This is a genomic window from Alcaligenes sp. Marseille-Q7550, assembly GCF_965112015.1.
On record NZ_CBCOPU010000002.1, the window covers coordinates 1,367,706 to 1,386,576 of the forward strand.

Genomic DNA, 18,871 nt, shown 5'->3' on the forward strand with positions numbered 1-18,871 from the left:
TTGTTTTTAGACACAAATTTCCGCTCGTTTGAGTAGAAACCCCTATTGCGGTATACTTAATTCAACAAAACCGTTTTATCGAGACCATCATGAAAACCCCCGTCGAACTTCGCTATCTGCAGCGTCCGGTCGGCGAGCAGTTGCTGCCTCACCTGGCTCAGCGCAAGCATCTGCGCCGCCGCATCCCCCTGATCAACCTGCCCCGCCTGGCGGACCTGTTCCCAGGCCGCAAGAACCGGGACAAGAACCATCCCCAGGATCACCTGCCCCACGGCGCCTAGGCTGCCGATACTTCCACGGCAGGCGCGTCGGCCTGGAAATTGAAGGCGTCGGCGTACATGAACTGCTCGTCTGCGCCATGTTCCTTGAACAAGGCGCGCGCCTGCTCGATCATCACGGGCGAGCCGCACAGATAAATGGCGTGTTCCGACAGGTCCGGCACGTCCCGGCAGACCTGATGCTGCACATAGCCTCGCGCCCCGTCCCAGTGCTCGTCCGCATGCGACAGCACGGGCACGAAGCGGAACTCGCACAGCCGGTCCGCCCAGGATTCGATCTCCTGCGCCAGGTACAGGTCTTCGGGACGGTTCATGCCCCAGTACAGGCTGACCGGCGGACAGTCGTCATTGTCCAGCAGGGACTCCAGAATGGCCTTGATGGGAGCGATGCCCGTACCCGTGGCCACCATCACCATGGGCCGCCAGTCGCGCTCGCGCCAATAGAACAGGCCCAGCGGCAGCTCCAGCCGCAATTCCTCGCCCGCTTGCAGTCCCGGCAGGCGCGCCTGGGTGAAACGCCCGCCCTCCACTTCCCGCACATGCAGCTCCAGCCGGCCGCTGCGCGCATCGGCGTTGGCCATGGAGAAGCTGCGCGCCCGTCCATCCTCGAACAAGATGTTCAAATACTGGCCCGGACGGAAATCCACCGCGACGTCCGCCGGCAACTGCAGGACCAAGCGCCAGATGCCCTGGCAGGCCCGCTCCACGCTGTGCACCCGCGCCGTGAGCTGCTGCGCCTGCGGCAGCACATCCATATGGCTGGCCAGGCTGATCTCGATGTCGCCCGTCAGCCGCGCCTGGCAGGCGGCGGCATGGCCCTGCTCGTGCTCCTCGTCGGCAATGCTCATGGGCAGGCAGCCGTCCTCGTAACAGACCTGCCCGCGCGTCACCTGGATGCGGCAGGTGCCGCATCCGCCGAACTCGCAGTCGCTATGAATGCGCACGCCCTGCCGCCGGGCCGCCTGCAGAATGCTCTCCTGCGGCTCCACCCAGAACTGCTCGCCGGTTTCCTTGATGTCGACACGATGGGCCATGACCCTTCCTCCTGATGCTCTTACTTCTTGATATCGGCCTGGACCAGCACGTCCAGCCCCTCGCCCTTGAGCGCCTCGGCCAAGGCCTGCAGCCCGGCCACGCCGGCGGCGGTGTCCTGCTCGCCATTGCCGCCGCTCAGGCCGATGCCGCCGATCACTTCGCCGTTGACCACGATGGGGTAGCCGCCCACGAAGGCCGCAAAGCGCCCTTCGAAGCTCAACTGGATGCCGAAGGCCTCGTTGCCGGGCAGGGCCGGGCCATTGGGCGGCGTGGTGAACAAATGCGTGGAGCGCTTGTGACCGGCCGCCGTGAACGCCTTGTTCCAGGCGATCTGCGCCCCCGTGATGCGCGCTCCGTCCATGCGCTCGAGCACGATGGGATAGCCGCCTTCGTCGACCACGCATACCGTCTCCAGTACGCCGATCTCCTTGGACTTGGCAATGGCCGCATCCACCATCAGACGGGCTTCGCGCTGTTCGAGACGTAGGATTTTTTTCATATGCCTTCTCAATCTTCCTGGTTGATGAATCTCAGATGCCGCGATACACGGTCTTGATCTGGGTGTAGAACTCCAGCCCCGCCCTGCCCGACTCGCGGAACGTGGAAGTGCTGGACTGCTTGAGGCCGCCGAAGGGCGCATTGATCAAATTGCCCGTGGTCGTGCGGTTGATTTTGACCGTGCCGGCCTCGATGTCCGTGGCGAAACGGTGCGCATACTCGGCGCTGCGCGTCACAATGGCGGCCGACAGGCCGTATTCGGTGTCATTGGCCATCGCCAGGGCCTGCTCATAGGAGTCGATCTCCAGCAGGGCGATCACCGGCCCGAAGATTTCCTCGCGGGCGATGCGCATCTGCTGGGTCACGTCCGTGAACACGGCCGGCGTCATGAACAGGCCGCGGGCGTAGTCGCCCTCCGTCAGCCGCTCGCCGCCCAGCAGATGGGTGGCTTCCTGCTTGCCGATGGCCACGTATTCCAGAATGCTGTCCAGTTGGCCCTGCGTGGCGATGGGTCCCAGGTCCGGATTGCCCGTGAGCCCGTTGCCCACCGTCAGGGCGCGCACTTTCTCGACCAGGCGGCGGGTGGACTCCTCCTTGACCTGGCGATGCACCAGCACGCGGCTGGTGCCGGTGCAGGCCTGGCCGCTCAGGGAAAAACCGCCCTGCACCACCAGTTTCACAGCCAGGTCCAGGTCGGCGTCCTCCATCACGATCAGCGGGTTCTTGCCGCCCAGTTCCATCTGGGTGCGGGTGCTCATGCGCGCCTGCCGGCAGATGTCCTCGCCCGCCCGGGTGGAGCCGGTAAAAGAGATGGCGCGCACCTGGGGCGATTGCACCAGCACCGGGCCGACCTCGCCGGCGCGGCCATGTACCAGGTTCAGCACCCCGGCGGGGATGCCGGCCTGCGCGAAGGCTTCGCACAGGTAGTAGCCGGTCAGCGGCGTATCGGACGAAGGCTTGAACACCACGGTATTGCCGGTGATGAGCGCCGGGGCGATCTTGCGGGCTGGGATGGAGATGGGGAAGTTCCAGGGCGCGATCACCGACACCACGCCCAGCGGCTCGCGCTGCGTGTAGACCAGTTGCTGCGCATCGTCCTGCGGAAAGGTCTCCCCGGTGTAGGTCTGCCCTTCCACCGCGTAAAAACGCAGCGTCTGCGCCGAACGGCCCACTTCCATCTTGCTTTGCGCCAGCGTCTTGCCCTCTTCACGCGTCAGGCCCTCGGCGATGCGCGCCGCATTGGCGTCCAGCCAGTCGGCCGCCGCGTTCAAGATGCGCGCCCGGGTCGAAATAGGCGTGGCCCGCCAGCCGGCGAATACCTCCTGGGCCGCTTCCACCGCGGCCTGGGCGTCCTGCGCCGTGGACAAGGGAAAGCTCCCCACCACGTCGTCCAGGTCGGCCGGATTCAGGTTGGGCTGCGTGCGCCCGCTCCGGCTGGGCTGCCATTGCCCGCCTATATAGTTGTCAAATACCGCGTCCTTGAGATTGTCCACCGCTGTGCTTCCTTGTTTCTGTGTCGGCGGGCGGCCCATCCGCCCGCTCGGCTCGGCAGCTCAGGCCGCTTCCAGCTGCAGCTCCTGCAGGCTGATTTCGTCCTTGACGTAATCGTTGTACAAGGCAGTGGTATACAGTAGACGCATCTCGGCGCCAATTTCACAGATGCGCAGGCAGCGCTGCTGCAGTTCCACCGTATTGGCGTGCTCCAGCACGATCTGGTAGCCGCGCTCGCCGTGGATCTCGTCGGAGACGATGTGCAGATCGAAGAATTCCACTTCCTCGTCGGTGAAACCGTATTTCTCGCGCAGGGTGGGCGTCTGCTTGCGGTAGATGGATGGCACCTGGGACTCCAGGCCCACCACCAGGCCGGCCACGGCCACCACCGGGTCTTCGCGCATGGCGACGGCATAGCACCAGGCCTGCAGGGCGCGCGTGGTGGCGTTCATGTTGTCGGGATTCTCGATGCGCTCGCGAGTGGTGCCGCAGGCTTCGCCGAAGCGGATCAGCAAATCGGTGTGGCGGTCGCCGCCGATCTCTTCTTCGTACATATTGGCCAGCAGGAAATCCTTGGCTTCCACGTATTCAGCCGGCGTGCGGGCGTACAGATAGCCCAGGTAGTCGGCAAAGGGGCCCACGTAGTGGTAATGGTTCTCCGCCCAGCGCGCCAGATGCTCGCGGCTCAGCTTGCCGCTGGCCCAGGCGATGCTGAAGGGAGAGGTGTTGGCGCTCTTGCCCTTGATGGCGGTTTCCAGCGCAGCGCGAAATTCGTCGCGGTTCAGCAATTTTTCCATGACTGTTTCCTTGTGAAAGACGTCGCCTCTACAGCAGCCGACGAAAGATGAAGATTCGACTATTTAGGTATATTGTATACCGTCTACCTTTTTGTTCAGTAGGTAATAACCCTGCCTGTTCGCTCACGCCACGGCCACGCAGCCATCCTTGCGCGGATCGGACACGGCCTTCAGCCGGCCGTCCGGCAGCCGCTCCACGGCCTGGGCGCCGCCGAAATCGCTGCGGCCCGCCAGCTCGCCGACCCCTTTGTCCGGTGCCGCGTAGCCCTGCTCGCGCAGGAAGGCCGCGCACCCGAGGTCGAAGCCCTCTTCCAGGGCCAGTCGCCCTGCCGCTTCCAGACGCCAGCGCGGCGCGAACAAAGCCTGCTCCAAGGGCAGGCCGTCACGCAGCACGCGAGTCCAGATCTGTATCTGTCCCTGCGGCTGCATCAACCCGCCCACCACGCCCAGCCCCATGTGAAACCGTCCCCCCGCAAGGCCAGGGACGGCACCACGGTGTGATAGGGCCGTTTGCCCGGCCCCGGTCCATTCACATGGCCGGGCGTGGAAAAGCCGAAGCCCCGGTTCTGCAGCACGAACCCGCAGTCCGGCACGGCGTAGCCGGATCCAAAACGCTTGAATATGCTGGACATGAAGGTCACGGCCAGGCCCTTGCCGTCCACCACCACCGTGCACACGGTATTGCCCGCCGGATCGCAGACCACGCGCGCCGCATTGGCCATGGCCTGCTCCGTCGCCCGGACCAGCGCCAGTTCGGCCTCGGCCTCATCGCCGCCGGCGTGGTTCCAGGCCGCCTGCACGGCATCCAGCACCGCCAGGCCGTGCGTGTTGGGCGGGCATTCGTACAGGGTGTAGTCGCCCAGCGGCGCCTTGACCGGCTCGCAGAAAAAGCCTCGGTGCCGCCGGAAGTCCTCGGCGCGCAACAAACCCTGCACCCGCCGCATCGCCTGCTCGGCCTGCTGCGCCGGCCTTCCAAGATAGAAGGCGTCAGGGCCGTCGCGTGCGATGTCCGCCAGCACGGCGGCCAGCTCCGGGTTGGCATACTGCTCGCCCGCGGCGGGTGGATTGCCCGCCCTGTGCAGCGCGGCGCAGACCGGATCCCGATGCAGCACAAAATCAAAAATGCGCCACTCCCGCGCCGCCACGGCCGCCACCGCGAAGCCCTCGCGGGCGGCCTGGATGGCCGGCTGGAACAGCCGGCTCCAAGGCAGCCGGCCGTAGCGCTGGTGCACGTCCCACCAGCCGCGCACCAGGCCGGGCGTGGTGATGGACAGCACGTGCCGCTCCGGGATGCGCTCCCCCGGCAGGCCGCGCACGGCGTCGGCCGTCAGCAGCTGCGGCGCCGCGCCGCTGCCGTTGTAGGCCACGGGCTCGGCGCCCGGCGCCGCGATCATGGCCAGCAGATCGCCGCCTATGCCGGTGGCCATGGGTTCGACCACTCCCATCACGGCGTCGGCCGCAATCGCCGCATCCACCGCCCCGCCGCCTTGTTCCAGCACCTCGCGCGCGGCCCGGGCGGCCAGCGGATGCCCGGTCGCCACGGCCCAGGTCGCGCCGCAATCCAGTTTTCCAGTCGCATCGCCCATGGCCTTCACCCGAACACCAGCACGGCGCAGATGGTGGAAATCGCCATGCCGGCCAGCACCGGCAAGGTCAGGGCCCGCACCAGGTCCAGGATGTGCACCCGCGCAAAACCGGCCACGGCGATCAGCGAGGACCAGGCGATCAGCGTGCCGCCGCCCGTCCAGATGGCGCCGATCTGGCCCACGGCCGCCAGGGTCTCCACGTCCAGGCCGGACACGGGGCTGAGCGCCGAGGCCAGCGTGCCGGTCAGCGGCAGGCCCGAGAAGCCCGATCCGTCGATGCCGGAGATCACGCCCACCAGCAGCACGCCGAAAGCCACCAGGAAGTGGTTGTCGGGAATGAAATGCTGGCCGGCCGAGATCAGCTCGAACAGCAGGCTGGGCGTCTGGTCCAGCGGCGTGCCCAGGATGGCGGACGTGGCTTCGCTGGCGCCCAGGAAGAAGAAACCGGCGATGGGCAGCACCGAGCCCATGGCGCGGAAGGCGAACACGAAACCGTCGGTCATGTGGTCCGGACAGGTGTCCAGCATGCGGCGGGGCCTTCGGCCATGCAGGTGGCGATCATCATCAGGATGAAGGCCACGCCGCCCACCAGCCCCGCCCGACGACGCCGCGCAGCACGGGCAGGGAGGGGATGAAGCGCGGCAGCAGCATGATGCCGATCACGGCCAGGAAGGCCAGCGGAGTGATCACCGCCAGGATGCGCGAGTAGCGCTCTTCCCGCGGCGTCAGTCCTGTGTGCGCGGTATGCTCGTTGCCCGAGGTGCCGCGTGCGATTTCCGCCTTGTCGTACGTGCCCTGGGATTCGACTTCGTCCAGGGTGCTGTCCGGCGCGCGGCGCATCCATTCATCCAGCAAGCGGCTGCTGGCCGGCTTGAAATGGCGGCGCATGGTCACGAAGGCCAGCACCAGCGCAACGCCCCCCGTGATCCAGGACAGCACCAGGGCGCGATCCGCCAGGACGGCCACGTCCGCGCCCACCCCGGCGGCCTTGGCGCTGATGCCCGGCGCCACGCCTATGATGTAGTCCGAGGACAGCGCCATGCCCTGGCCGCAGATGGCGATCACCATGGCGCCGGCCAGGGGCGGCAGCCCGGCCGCGATGGCGGCCGGCAGCAGGATGGCCGACACCAGCGGCACGGCTGGCGTGGGCCAGAAGAACAGGGAAATGAAATAGGTCGCCGCCGCGATCATCAGAAAGGACGAGGCGCTGTTGACCATGACCTTGCGGAACGGCGCCACCATCTTCACGTCCGCCTCCAGCCGCTTCAGGGAGTTGAGCAGCGCGGTCATGAAGGTGATCACCAGGAAGATATTGAACAGCTCCTTGGCGGCCACGAAGCTGGCCGAGAAGATGCTGATCAAGCCCTGGATGGGACTGCCCGTCATGGCCGTCACCACCGCCAGCGTGCCGATCACGGACGGCACCACCACATTGGCCCGGAACATCATCGTGATGATGATGACCAGGACACTGATCAGATACGCCCAGTGCGCCGCACTGAGCACCACGTCGCTTTGCATGCATCCCCCTTCCTTGTCATTTTTCTGGACATCGTCCGAAACGATAAACGGTATACTATCTTCAATTTTGTTTTCGAATCAGAAAAAAATGCCCCAAACTGGGGAAAACGCTAAGAGATTCAAGCCTGAATTATCAGCTTGGAATACCTTATACATGGAAGAGGATAGAAAGACCCATGACGACCTTGCTTGAACTGGTGGATCCGCTGTCCTGGCTGCTCATGGCCGGCCTGGTGGTGCTGGCGGCCTTTCTGCAGGGCGTGGGCGGCATCGGCTTTGCGATGCTGGTGGCGCCCATCGCCGCGCTGACCTTTCCGCAACTGGTGCCCGGCCCGCTGCTGGCCCTGGGCGGCAGCGTCTCCCTGCTGGCCGCCCTGCGCGAACGCCAGCATATTGCGCCGCGCGTGGTCGCCTGCGCACTGGCGGGCCGCGCCGCCGGCTCCGTGGTGGCCGTGACGGCCATGACGCAACTGCCGCTGCAGGCCCTCAACCTGGGCTTTGCCGTCGCCATCCTGGCCGCCGTCGCCCTGTCCGCCCGGGGCCTGCGCATCCTGCCCAGCACCCGCAACATGAGCCTGGCGGGCGTAGCCTCGGGCATCATGGGCACGCTGACCTCCGTGGGCGCCCCCGCGCTGGCGATCGCCATGCAGAACCTGGCGCCCGCGCAATTGCGGGCCTCGCTGGGGCTGATCCTGTTCCTGGGCGCCAGCCTGTCCGTGCTGCTGCTGATCCTGGCCGGCCTGTTCACCCTGCAGCAGGCCATGCTCAGCATCGTGCTGTACCCCTTCATGCTCCTGGGCTTCGCCCTGTCCGGGCAATTGAGGCACAAGGTCAGCCTGCCGCTGATGCGCCGCCTCCTGCTGACGATCTGCACCTTCAGCGCCCTCGCCCTGATCGCGCGCACGCTCTGGGCCTGATTCGTTTAGGCCCCAAACTGTATACCATATTCAGGAAAACGCCCGCAGCCCGTATAATCTAGGTTGGCCCCCTTGCCGGATTGCACAGGTCACACGATGAACATCCCCAGCTTCAGCCTTCCCAACCCCAGCGCCGGCGGCGACAGCCCGCGCCTGGGGGATCAGCACGCCTCCCTGTTCGCCGTCATCCGCGACCAGTTGCGCGAACGCATCCTCAGCGGCGAATTCCATCCCGGCGACAGACTGGTGGAAGGCAAGCTGGCCACGGAACTGGGCGTCTCGCGCATCCCTGTGCGCGAAGCCCTGCGCGAGCTGGCTTCCGAAGGCCTGGTCACCATCGAACCACGCCGCGGCGCCTCCGTGGCCGTGCTGTCCTCGGACATCGCCTACAACATGGCCGAGGTGCGCGCCACCCTGGAGGGGCTGAACGCCAAGCTGGCCGCACAACGCCGCGATCCGGCCAGCATCGAGAAACTGCAGGCCATCCTGGCGCAGGGCCGGCAGGCCGTGGACGAGGGCAACCTGGACCTGCTCAAGTCCCTGAACCGCCAGTTCCACGAAACCCTGGCCACCATGTCGGGCAATGTCGTACTGACCGAACTCATGCGCTCGCTGCGCGATCGCACCGCCCTCTTGTTCGCGCCCAGCAATCTGCAGCGCATTCGCCAGAACTGGGAGGACCACGCCCAGATCCTGAACGCCGTCATCGCCGGCAACGGCGAACTGGCCAACCTGCTGGCCACCCAGCACGTGCACAACGCCGCCCAGGCCTATCAGGACGCACAGTCGGGCAACAATACGGTCTGATAAAAATAAAGAAGTCGCGCGGCCAAGGGGGCTTTCCGCCTTGAGCGGTCCGGCGTTCCCGCGGCAAAAAATGATTCTTCAAAGAATTCCGGGGATTCCTCCGTGTTTGGCGAGCCGTTTGGGCCAAGCGGAAAGAACCTCGGGTTCTCGCGAAGCAGGCCGGGGCGGGTCGGATGGCTTGCCGCAGGCGGGGTGCGGGGACGGGGTGCAAGCGTCGTTCTGTTCGACGGCGGCGCTGGTTGCTCGCCTGGGAGGCGAGCAACTCGCCGGAGTTAACGACGCACCCGGCCAGGCGCCCCGACCAGGGCACCGGCGCACCGCGCCGGCAAGCCATCAGCGCCGTCCGATCTTCCTGCGCCTTGAACGGCGTCTTCAAAAACCAGTTCGGCATCGACTTGGCAACCCAGTCCCCGGAACGTCTCGAAGAACCAAAAAAAACGGCCAGCGCAACGCTGGCCGATTCATCATCCGGAACGCCTTACAGATCCAGCAGGTCGCTCATGTCGTCCGCATGCTCTTCCTCCACGGCCATGATCTCGATCAGCATCTGGCGAGTGGTGGGATCGCTGTCGCCGATGCGCTCGATCATCTGGCGATAGGACTCGATGGCGATGCGCTCGGCGATCAGGTTGGCGCGGATCATGGACTTGATGTCGCCGCTGTCGTCGTATTCGGCGTGACTGCGCTCGACCAGCGTCCTGGGATTGAAATCCGGCTCGCCGTTCAGTTGCACGATGCGCTCGGCAATACGGTCGGCGTGCTCGGCCTCCTGGTTGGCGTGCTCCAGGAACTCGGCCTTGATCGGTTCGTTCATGAGGCCGGTGGCGGTGAAATAGTGGCGCTTGTAGCGCATCACACAGACCAGTTCCGTCGCGAGCGCATCGTTGAGCATCTGGATGATTTCTTCGCGGTTGCCCTGATAGCCGGACGCCACCGCGCCGTCATCGACGAACTGCTTGGCCGCAGCGCGGATGGCTGCCACGTCGATGGGACCATGATTGCTCTGGATAGCCTTCTGATTGCTCATTGTATTCCTCCGTATTGATTCCCGCCGCGAAGCGCGGCGCTTCATCGTGCACCAACCGGGACGAACACCCTGGCTTCAAACACAGCCAAGAACCAGCCGGAGACGGCCGGCCCTTACCTACGCCTGAGTCTGAAGCCGGCACGGGTGCCCGAAAGAGCCGATCGTGCGCGAACCTGAACAACGTGGATAGGTGCCACCATGGTAACGACTGCCACTGGGCTTGGAAAGCGCGGCCAGACGCAAGCACAGGCGTGTCGCCCCCGCTTTTACGCACGCACATCCTCATCCATTCGCTCCCTTACGAATCAGGGAAAACCAGTAGGCATGCGGCTTGGCGGCCGGACAGCGATCTTTCGCCTTCGGCCGCCGGACGGTTCGGGAACAGGTCGATTTCAGATACAAGGACGAACACTTGGATACACGGATGATCCCGAGTCCCGAAGGAGCCGATTGGTCCTACTGGAAGAATGCTCTTTCTGATTCTGCTTTCCAATATGTTTCGTAACCTTTAATATGAAGCGGCCGTTACTTTCAAAGAAAAATCATGGATTCACTAAAATGGCTGCTGCTCACCTATAAGGTGCCTGCGGAACCCGGCTCCAAACGTCTGGCCTTGTGGCGGCGACTGAAGAGCCTGGGCGCCGTCTACCTGCAGAACGGCGTCTGCCTGCTGCCCAAGACGGACGAGCACGTGCGCCGGCTCAAGGTATTGGAAAACGACATCGCCAATATGGAAGGCGAATGCGTGCTGCTGGAGACCATCGCGCTGGACCATCAGCAGGAAGAAAAAGTCATCGCCCGCTTCAAGGCGGACCGTGATGACCAGTACCGGGAGCTGCTGGGTCGCTGCCAGGGCTTCGAGGCCGAGATCGCCAAGGAAATCTCCATTCAGAAATTCACCTACGCCGAACTGGACGAGGAAGAAACAGACCTGAAAAAGCTGGAGAACTGGTACGAGAAGATCCGCAAGCTGGACTTCTACGACGCGCCGCTCGCGGCCGTCGCACAGGAGCGCCTGCGCGACTGCAAGGCGCTGCTCGATCACTATGCCCAACTGGTGTATGACGCCCATGACGAAAACCGCTGACACCCAGGCCGTCTCCCCGGACCCCGCGCAGCCCAGGCGCGGAGCCGTGCCCCGCAGCGTCTGGGCGCTGGGTTTCGTCTCCATGTTCATGGACATTTCTTCCGAAATGATCCATGCCCTGCTGCCCATGTACATGGTGGCGGTGCTAGGCACCTCGGTGCTGGCCGTGGGCCTGATCGAAGGCATCGCGGAAGCCACCGCGTCCATCATGAAAGTCTTCTCCGGGGCGATCAGCGACCGTTTCGGCAAGCGCAAGCTGCTGGCCGTCATCGGCTATGGGCTGGCCGCGCTGACCAAGCCCGTGTTCCCGCTCGCGGGCACGCTGGACTGGCTGGTGGGCGCGCGTTTCGTGGACCGCATCGGCAAGGGCATACGCGGCGCGCCGCGCGACGCCCTGGTGGCGGACGTCACGCCGCCCGAGCTGCGCGGCGCCGCCTACGGCCTGCGCCAGACCCTGGACACCGTCGGCGCCTTCACAGGACCGCTGCTGGCCATAGGCCTGATGTGGTGGACCGCGGACAACTACCAACTGGTCTTCTGGTTCGCCGTGCTGCCGGCCTTCGCCGCGGTGGCGATACTGGCATTCTGCGTGCGCGAGCCCAAGCTGCCCGCCGCCTCGCGGCCGCGCAAGCTGCCTTTGAGCCGCGGCGAGCTGGCCCGCCTGGGTTCCGGGTACTGGTGGGTGGTGGTCATAGGCCTGGCCTTCACGCTGGCGCGCTTCAGCGAGGCTTTCCTGATCCTGCGGGCCGAGGCGACCGGACTGGCGCCGATGTGGGCGCCGGCCGTGCTGGTGGTCATGGGCGTGGCCTATTCCCTGTCGGCCTACCCGGCCGGCGTGCTGTCCGACCGCATGCGCAAGATGGACCTGCTGCTGATCGGCGTCGCCCTGCTCGTCGCGGCGGACCTGGTGCTGGCCTTCGTTCCCGGACTGACGGGCCTGGGCCTGGGCGTGGCCCTCTGGGGCCTGCACATGGGCTTCACCCAGGGCCTGTTCAATGTGCTGATCGCCGACAGCGCCCCCGCGCAACTGCGCGGCACGGCCTTCGGCATGTTCCATCTGCTGACCGGGGTGGCCCTGCTGCTGGCCAGCGTCATCGCCGGCGCGCTTTGGGATACGGTGGGCTTCCAAGGCACCTTCGCCGCCGGCGCCCTCTTCGCAGCCCTGACGGCCGCAGGACTGCTGCCGCTGCGGCGCACCCGACGGGCGGCGTTCTGACCAGGGACAGGGACCTTGAGGCCCTGTCTTCTATGCCCCGTTCCGCGCCCGGTGATAAGCGACCAGGGCGTTGGCATGGCCGTGGCCCATCCCATGTTCGGACTTGAGCACGGCCACCTGCTCCATATGCTTCATCTCCTGCAATCCCTCCAGTACCGCCAGCCAATGGCTGATGGGCTGGCCGTATTTCTTCTCGATGGATGGAAAATAGGAAGCAGGGCCTTTCACAGTAGGTTCAATCGTCATTCTGGATCGCTCCTGGCGCATGCGCAGTCCCGGGGCTGAACGATGCGGTCGACATGGAACAGGCCGGGCGCAACCGCCTTGCAGTCGGCCTCGGCCATAGCGTGGCCCGGCGTGTCAAAGGCATAGCATATTGCCATTGCACCGCCTTGTGGTGAACCGGATCGACAAACAGGCCGCCCAAAATGCAAAACCCCCGCGGAGCGGGGGCCTGGACAGCACGAAAAGCGTGGTCAGAATGGAATGTCGTCATCCATGTCCGCCAGATTATCCGACATGGGCGGATTGTTGCGCGGAGCCTGTTGTTGCTGTTGGGGAGCCTGGCGCGGAGCGCGCTGGGGAGCCGGGGCGCTGCTGCCGTAGTCGCCGCCACCCATGCTGCCGCCGCCCATCTCGCCGCCGTCGCGGCCACCCAGCATCTGCATCTGTTCGGCGATGATTTCGGTGGTGTAGCGCTCCTGGCCGTCCTGGCCGGTCCACTTGCGGGTGCGCAGGCGGCCTTCCACGTAGACGGAGCGGCCCTTGCGCAGGTATTCGCCGGCGATCTCGGCCAGGCGGTTGTAGAACACGACGCGGTGCCACTCGGTTTCCTCGCGGCGCTCGCCCGAGGTGCGATCCTTCCATTGGGAAGTCGTGGCAATGGAAATATTGCAGATGGCCGAACCTTCTGCGCTGTAGCGCACTTCCGGATCACGGCCGAGGTTGCCGACCAGAATGACTTTATTTACCGATGCCATGAAAAAAATCCTGTAGTCAAAATTTCGATATGAAGAAGCCCCTCCCTGCGGCCGGGGCTTCTGCGCCATGATGCTGGAACGCGATACGCATCGCATCCATCCGGCTTGGCCGGGCCTCGTCGTCCATGACAAGGCCGGCGCGAGGGCGCAAAGCAAGCCTTATTATCGTGGATTCGGTGCTTGATGAACACACCTGGCTGAGCCAAGGACAGGACAAAACGGTCCGCCCGCAGCCCCTTGCCCGCCCACGATCTCAGTACTTGTCCTTGAAACCGCGCGCCGTCAGCAGCCACAGCAAGGCCAGGCCCGCGCCGGTCCACAAGACCCATTGCACTTGCCCGTGGGACGCCAGCAGGCCGCCCGCCAGGCCCCCGCCGAAAACCCCCAGCGACTGCGACGTGTTGTAGAAGCCCAGCGCCAGCCCCTTGTATTCAGGCGGAGCGACGCGCGACACCAGCGAAGGCTGCAAGGCCTCCAGAATGTTGAAACCGATGAAGAACAGCACCAGCGCGGCCACCATGGGGGCGAGCGATGCGCTCGCCCAGGGCATCAGGGCCAGCACCACGATCAGCGCCAGCACGGCCAGCTCCAGCGCCTGCTTGTGGCGCTTGCGGGTTTCCGTATAGAACACGGCCGGCACCATCAGCACGAAGGAGGCCAGGATGACGGGCAGGTAGACCTTCCACAGATCCTGGGTGCCATAGCCGCCCAGGGCGGCGAGCACGCCCGGCACCACGATGAACAGCGACATCAATATGAAGTGCAGGCAGAACACGCCGAAGTTCAGGCGCAACAGGTCGGCATGGCGCAGCACCTGTCCGGCCGTGACCTTGACCGCGGAAACCGGCGCCTTGGGCGCGGCGGGCACGACGAAGGCGGCGATCAGCAGGCACACGAAGCCCAGCAGGCTGATGGCCCAGAACAGGCCCGACAGGCCGAACTGGCCCACCAGCACGGGCGAGAGCACCAGCGACACGGCAAAGGAAATGCCGATGGAGCCGCCCACCATGGCCATGGCGCGGGTACGCACCTCCGGCCGGGTCGAATCGGCCACCCAGGCCGAGATGGCGGCCGACACCGCGCCCAGACCCTGGATGCAACGGCCCGCCGTAACCCAGTCCACGCTCTTGGCCAGGGCGCAGATGACCCCGCCGATGACGAACAGCACCATGCCCGCGACGATGACCGGACGCCGCCCATAACGGTCCGAGGCCATGCCCAGCGGGATCTGCAGCACGGCCTGGGTCAGGCCGTAGGCGCCCAGCGCCAGGCCCACGCGCGCCGCATCGTTGCCGCCGGGCAACGCCTGCGCGGCCACGGCGAACACCGGCGTGAGCAGGAACAGGCCCAGCATCCGGCAGGCAAACAACAGGGCGAGCAGCATGCTTGCCTTGCGCTCGCCCTGAGTCAGGCTGAGACGTGCCGGACGCGCCCCCGCCGCATTCATGGTTTGGTGTGTACTCATTCAATACTCTGCCACAACAAGGCTGCCGGAAAGGCCCGCAGCCCGATCATATAAAACCCGACGCAACGCGCTATAGTAGCAAGTTGCCTTTTGACTGACCTTAAATAAAGCTGATGGAAGCCATACGCATCCGCGGTGCCCGCACGCACAACCTGAAGAATGTCTCCGTGGACCTGCCGCGTCGTCAGTTGGTGGTCCTGACGGGGCTGTCGGGTTCCGGAAAATCGTCGCTGGCCTTCGACACGCTTTATGCCGAAGGCCAGCGGCGCTACGTCGAAAGCCTGTCGGCCTATGCGCGGCAGTTCCTGCAGCTCATGGACAAGCCGGACGTGGACCTGATCGAAGGTCTCTCGCCGGCCATCGCCATCGAGCAGAAGGCGGCGGGCCACAATCCCCGCTCCACCGTGGGCACCACCACGGAGATCCATGACTACCTGCGTCTATTGTACGCCCGCGTCGGCACGCCCTATTGCCCCGAGCACGGCCTGCCGCTGCAGGCGCAGAGCGTAAGCCAGATGGTGGACCAGGTCCTGCAATGGGAGCCGGAGTGCCGCATCGCCGTGCTCGCCCCCCTGCACCGGGGCCTGAAGGGCGACCTGCGCGCGGAACTGGCGGGCCTGCAGGCCCAGGGCTTCGTGCGCGTGCGCATCGACGGCCAGACCTACGGCATGGAGGACGTTCCCGCCCTGGACGCGGCGCAGCCTCATGACCTGGACCTGGTGGTGGACCGCCTGCGCGTGCGTCCCGACAGCCAGCAACGCCTGGCCGAGAGCCTGGAGACGGCCCTGTCGCTGACCGACGGCCGCTGCCTGGTCGTCAACCTGGACAGCGGCCACGAACAGCCGTATTCCAGCCGCTACGCCTGTCCGGTCTGCAGCTACGCCCTGCCCGAACTGGAACCGCGCCTGCTCAGCTTCAACAATCCGGCCGGCGCCTGCCCCGACTGCAGCGGCCTGGGCCAGGTGGACGTGTTCGACCCCGACCGCGTGGTCGCCTTTCCCGAGCTGAGCCTGGCCGGCGGCGCCATCTCCGGCTGGGACCGGCGCAACGCCTTCACCTACACCCTGCTGACCAGCCTGGCCGCGCATTACCACTTCGACATGGATGCGCCCTTCGAATCCTTGCCCGAGGACGTGCGGCGCAAAGTGCTGTACGGCTCGGGCGAGGAACAGATCTCCTTCCTGTACCTGAACGAGAAGGGCCGCACCACGGTCAAGACGCACGCCTTCGAGGGCGTGATCCCCAATCTGCAGCGCCGCTGGGCAGAAACCGACTCGGCCGCCGTGCGCGAGGAATTGAGCAAGCTGCGCCGCACCCAGGTCTGCCCGTCCTGCCACGGCGCGCGGCTGCGCCTGGAAGCGCGCAATGTGCGCATCGGCGACGACCCCGCCCCCGGCACAGCGGCGGCCGGCGGCCAGCCCAAGGGCCTGGCCATCTACGAGGTCGAGGCCCTGGCCCTGTCCGATTGCCTGCACTGGTTCGAGCGGCTGGAACTGTCCGGCGCCAAGAAGGACATCGCCGCCCGCATCGTGCGCGCGATCCGCGCGCGCCCGGAATTCCTGACCAACGTGGGGCTGAACTACCTGTCGCTGGACCGCAGCGCCGACACCATTTCCGGCGGCGAAGCCCAGCGCATCCGCCTGGCCAGCCAGATAGGCTCGGGCCTGACCGGCGTCATGTATGTGCTGGACGAGCCTTCCATCGGCCTGCACCAGCGCGACAACGACAAGCTCATCCAGACCCTGCAGCACCTGCGCGACCTGGGCAACAGCGTCATCGTGGTCGAGCACGACGAGGACATGATACGCACCGCCGATTATGTCATCGACATGGGCCCGGGCGCAGGCGAGCACGGCGGCCAGATCACCGCGCAGGGCTCGCCGCGCGAACTGGCGGCCAATCCGGACTCGCTGACCGGCCAGTACCTGTCGGGCGCGCGCCGGATCGCCGTGCCGCAACGCCGTCCGGTGGACGACTCGCTGGACTGGCTGCGCCTGTACGGGGCTGCGGGCAACAACCTGAAATCCGTGGACCTGGCCATCCCGTCGGGGCGCCTGGTCTGCATCACCGGCGTGTCGGGCTCGGGCAAGTCCACCCTGATCAACGACACCCTGGCCACGGCCGTCTCGCGCATCCTGCACCGCGCCCATGCCGAGCCCGCTCCCTACGACCGCCTGGACGGGCTGGAGCATTTCGACAAGATCATCAATGTGGACCAGACGCCGATCGGCCGCACGCCGCGCAGCAACCCGGCCACCTACACCGGCATGTTCACGGCCATCCGCGAACTGTTCGCCGGCGTACCCGAGGCGCGCCTGCGCGGCTACGACCCGGGACGCTTCTCCTTCAACGTCAAGGGCGGGCGCTGCGAGGCCTGCCAGGGCGACGGCGTGGTCAAGGTGGAGATGCACTTCCTGCCGGACGTGTACGTGCCCTGCGACGTCTGCCAGGGGCGGCGCTACAACCGCGAAACCCTGGACATACGCTATCGCGGACGCAACATCAGCGAAGTGCTGGACATGACCGTGGCCCAGGCCATGGAGTATTTCGACGCCGTGCCCATCGTGGCGCGCAAGCTGTCCACCCTGATGGACGTGGGCCTGTCCTACATCCGCCTGGGCCAGAGCGCCACCACCCTGTCCGGCGGCGAGGCCCAGCGCGTCAAGCTGTCGCTGGAGCTGTCCAAGCGCAGCACGGGCCGTACCCTGTACATATTGGACGAACCCACCACCGGCCTGCACTTCCACGACATCGCGGTGCTGCTGGGCGTGCTGGACAAGCTGGTGGAGTCGGGCAACACGGTGGTGGTCATCGAGCACAACCTGGACGTGATCAAGACGGCCGACTGGGTGGTGGACATGGGCCCCGAAGGCGGCAGCGGCGGCGGCCGGATCGTGGCGCAAGGCACGCCCGAGTCCGTGTCGGCCTGTGCGCAAAGCCACACCGGCCGCTACCTGAAACCACTTCTGCAGCGCCACGACTAGCCCGGCCGCAGGCCCGGCGCCAAAGCGAAAAAGCCAGCTTGAAGACGCCCTGTTACATCTTGAACAGGGCGTCGTGCTCGCGGATCGCGTGGCGGTCCGTCATTCCCGCGATATAGTCGGCGATGGCGCGCGCCTGCGCCACGGGATCCTCGCGCCGGTGCTCGGCGGCCAGCAGGCGCGGATCAACCAGAAAGGCCTGGAACAGCTCGCGCACGATGCGCCGGGCCTTGCCCATCATGCGCACCACTCGGTAATGGCGATACAGGTTCGCGTGCAGGAAGCGCTTGAGCTCGTCGGCCTGCGCACGCAGCTCGGGCGAAAACCCCGCCAGGCGCGGCAGGGCACGAACGGCGTCCGCGCTGTCGGGCTTGTGCTCGTCCAGCCTGGCCTTCGTGGTCTCGGTCAGGTCCACCACCAGGGTGTTGATCATGCCTCGTATGATTTCAGCCACCAGGCGCTGGCCGTCCAGGCCCGGGTAGCGCGCCTGCACCTGATCGTAATGGTCGCGGAACAGGCGCAGCTCCAGCAATTGCTCCAGGCTGATCAGGCCCGAGCGCAGGCCGTCATCGATATCGTGGTTGTTGTAGGCGATCTCGTCGGCCAGATTGGCCATCTGGGCCTCCAGCGAGGGCTGGCTGCGCTCCAGGAAGCGCCGGCCCACGTCGCCCAGCTCGCGGGCGTGCTTGACCGAACAATGCTTGAGTATGCCTTCGCGCGTCTCGAAGCACAGGTTCAGGCCGTTGAAGGCGGCATAGCGCTCTTCCAGTTCGTCCACCACCCGCAGGCTCTGCAGATTGTGCTCGAAGCCGCCCGCCTCGGGCGCCAGCTCCTGCATGCAGGCGTTCAGTTCGTCCTGGCCGGCGTGGCCGAAAGGCGTGTGGCCCAGGTCGTGCGCCAGGGAGATGGCCTCGATGAGGTCTTCGTGCAGGCCCAGGTTGCGGGCGATGGCGCGCGCCAACTGGGCCACTTCCAGGCTATGGGTCAGGCGCGTGCGGAACAGGTCCCCTTCGTGGTTGATGAAGACCTGGGTCTTGTATTCCAGCAGACGGAAGGCGTTGCAGTGGATGATGCGGTCCCGGTCCCGCTGGAAGGCATTGCGGCCCTGCGGCGGGGCTTCCGGGTGACGCCGGCCGCGGGACTGTTCAGGATGACAGGCATAAGCGGCAAGCGTCAGCATGGCGT

At 65.8% G+C, this 18,871-nt stretch carries 15 protein-coding genes and 2 pseudogenes; 6 read left to right on the top strand and 11 right to left on the bottom strand.

Translation table 11 applies throughout. The annotated features are described in order from the left end of the window. Positions 1-89 precede the first annotated feature (89 nt). Positions 90-281, top strand: a complete 192-nt coding sequence (locus ACWPWO_RS15945) for a hypothetical protein (RefSeq protein ID WP_454007400.1) — start codon at positions 90-92, stop codon at positions 279-281. On the opposite strand, the gene ACWPWO_RS15950 is transcribed toward ACWPWO_RS15945, so the two are convergent. The 6 genes and pseudogenes from ACWPWO_RS15950 to ACWPWO_RS15975 all read right to left on the bottom strand — a co-directional run bounded on the left by ACWPWO_RS15950 (position 278) and on the right by ACWPWO_RS15975 (position 7,206). Next, positions 278-1,312 (bottom strand): 2Fe-2S iron-sulfur cluster-binding protein, encoded by a 1,035-nt coding sequence (locus ACWPWO_RS15950; protein ID WP_454007401.1) that lies wholly within the window; start codon positions 1,310-1,312, stop codon positions 278-280. The two genes, ACWPWO_RS15945 and ACWPWO_RS15950, sit on opposite strands and share 4 nt — an antisense overlap. 20 nt (positions 1,313-1,332) lie before the next feature. Next, positions 1,333-1,812: a GlcG/HbpS family heme-binding protein gene (locus ACWPWO_RS15955; RefSeq protein WP_394062704.1), complete on the bottom strand. Its 480-nt coding sequence runs from the start codon at positions 1,810-1,812 to the stop codon at positions 1,333-1,335. 31 nt (positions 1,813-1,843) lie between these two features. Then, the gene (locus tag ACWPWO_RS15960; protein WP_454007402.1) at positions 1,844-3,304 is read right to left on the bottom strand and encodes an aldehyde dehydrogenase family protein; all 1,461 of its coding nucleotides are present in this window, start codon (positions 3,302-3,304) and stop codon (positions 1,844-1,846) included. 60 nt (positions 3,305-3,364) lie between these two features. Further along, positions 3,365-4,099 (bottom strand): TenA family transcriptional regulator, encoded by a 735-nt coding sequence (locus ACWPWO_RS15965; RefSeq protein WP_454007403.1) that lies wholly within the window; start codon positions 4,097-4,099, stop codon positions 3,365-3,367. Positions 4,100-4,222: 123 nt separating this feature from the next. After that, positions 4,223-5,685 (bottom strand): annotated as a pseudogene (locus ACWPWO_RS15970) (gamma-glutamyltransferase family protein). Between the two features lie 5 nt (positions 5,686-5,690). Further along, positions 5,691-7,206, bottom strand: a pseudogene (locus ACWPWO_RS15975) (hypothetical protein). A 176-nt stretch (positions 7,207-7,382) separates the two neighbouring features. Between ACWPWO_RS15975 and ACWPWO_RS15980 the strand changes: the two are divergent. Then, positions 7,383-8,123, top strand: coding sequence for a sulfite exporter TauE/SafE family protein (locus tag ACWPWO_RS15980; protein WP_454007404.1), 741 nt, complete (start codon positions 7,383-7,385; stop codon positions 8,121-8,123). Positions 8,124-8,219: 96 nt separating this feature from the next. Then, the gene (locus ACWPWO_RS15985) at positions 8,220-8,930 is read left to right on the top strand and encodes a GntR family transcriptional regulator (RefSeq protein WP_394062715.1); all 711 of its coding nucleotides are present in this window, start codon (positions 8,220-8,222) and stop codon (positions 8,928-8,930) included. Between the two features lie 478 nt (positions 8,931-9,408). On the opposite strand, the gene ACWPWO_RS15990 is transcribed toward ACWPWO_RS15985, so the two are convergent. Next, positions 9,409-9,957 carry a ferritin-like domain-containing protein gene (locus ACWPWO_RS15990; protein ID WP_394062717.1) on the bottom strand — a complete coding sequence of 183 codons (549 nt, stop codon included), beginning with the start codon at positions 9,955-9,957 and terminating at the stop codon, positions 9,409-9,411. A 544-nt stretch (positions 9,958-10,501) separates the two neighbouring features. On the opposite strand from ACWPWO_RS15990, the gene ACWPWO_RS15995 reads away from it, so the two are divergent. Further along, a complete protein-coding gene (locus tag ACWPWO_RS15995) occupies positions 10,502-11,044 on the top strand; it encodes a Chromate resistance protein ChrB (protein ID WP_454007405.1) in 543 nt (180 codons plus the stop codon). After that, a complete protein-coding gene (locus tag ACWPWO_RS16000) occupies positions 11,028-12,260 on the top strand; it encodes an MFS transporter (protein WP_454007406.1) in 1,233 nt (410 codons plus the stop codon). The genes ACWPWO_RS15995 and ACWPWO_RS16000 overlap by 17 nt, the downstream gene beginning before the upstream one ends. Before the next feature lie 30 nt (positions 12,261-12,290). Here the strand turns inward: ACWPWO_RS16000 and ACWPWO_RS16005 are convergent, their stop codons facing one another. From ACWPWO_RS16005 to ACWPWO_RS16015, 3 genes are all read right to left on the bottom strand, one after another. After that, positions 12,291-12,506 (bottom strand): DUF4287 domain-containing protein, encoded by a 216-nt coding sequence (locus ACWPWO_RS16005; RefSeq protein WP_454007407.1) that lies wholly within the window; start codon positions 12,504-12,506, stop codon positions 12,291-12,293. Positions 12,507-12,736: 230 nt separating this feature from the next. Continuing rightward, positions 12,737-13,240 carry a single-stranded DNA-binding protein gene (gene ssb, locus ACWPWO_RS16010; RefSeq protein WP_394062725.1) on the bottom strand — a complete coding sequence of 168 codons (504 nt, stop codon included), beginning with the start codon at positions 13,238-13,240 and terminating at the stop codon, positions 12,737-12,739. Positions 13,241-13,493: 253 nt separating this feature from the next. After that, the gene (locus ACWPWO_RS16015; protein WP_454007408.1) at positions 13,494-14,705 is read right to left on the bottom strand and encodes an MFS transporter; all 1,212 of its coding nucleotides are present in this window, start codon (positions 14,703-14,705) and stop codon (positions 13,494-13,496) included. A 113-nt stretch (positions 14,706-14,818) separates the two neighbouring features. Here ACWPWO_RS16015 and uvrA point away from each other — a divergent pair, with 113 nt between their 5' ends. Further along, a complete protein-coding gene (gene uvrA, locus ACWPWO_RS16020; protein ID WP_454007409.1) occupies positions 14,819-17,689 on the top strand; it encodes an excinuclease ABC subunit UvrA in 2,871 nt (956 codons plus the stop codon). 52 nt (positions 17,690-17,741) lie between these two features. On the opposite strand, the gene ACWPWO_RS16025 is transcribed toward uvrA, so the two are convergent. Then, positions 17,742-18,866 carry a deoxyguanosinetriphosphate triphosphohydrolase gene (locus tag ACWPWO_RS16025; RefSeq protein WP_394062731.1) on the bottom strand — a complete coding sequence of 375 codons (1,125 nt, stop codon included), beginning with the start codon at positions 18,864-18,866 and terminating at the stop codon, positions 17,742-17,744. Between the last annotated feature and the right edge of the window lie 5 nt (positions 18,867-18,871).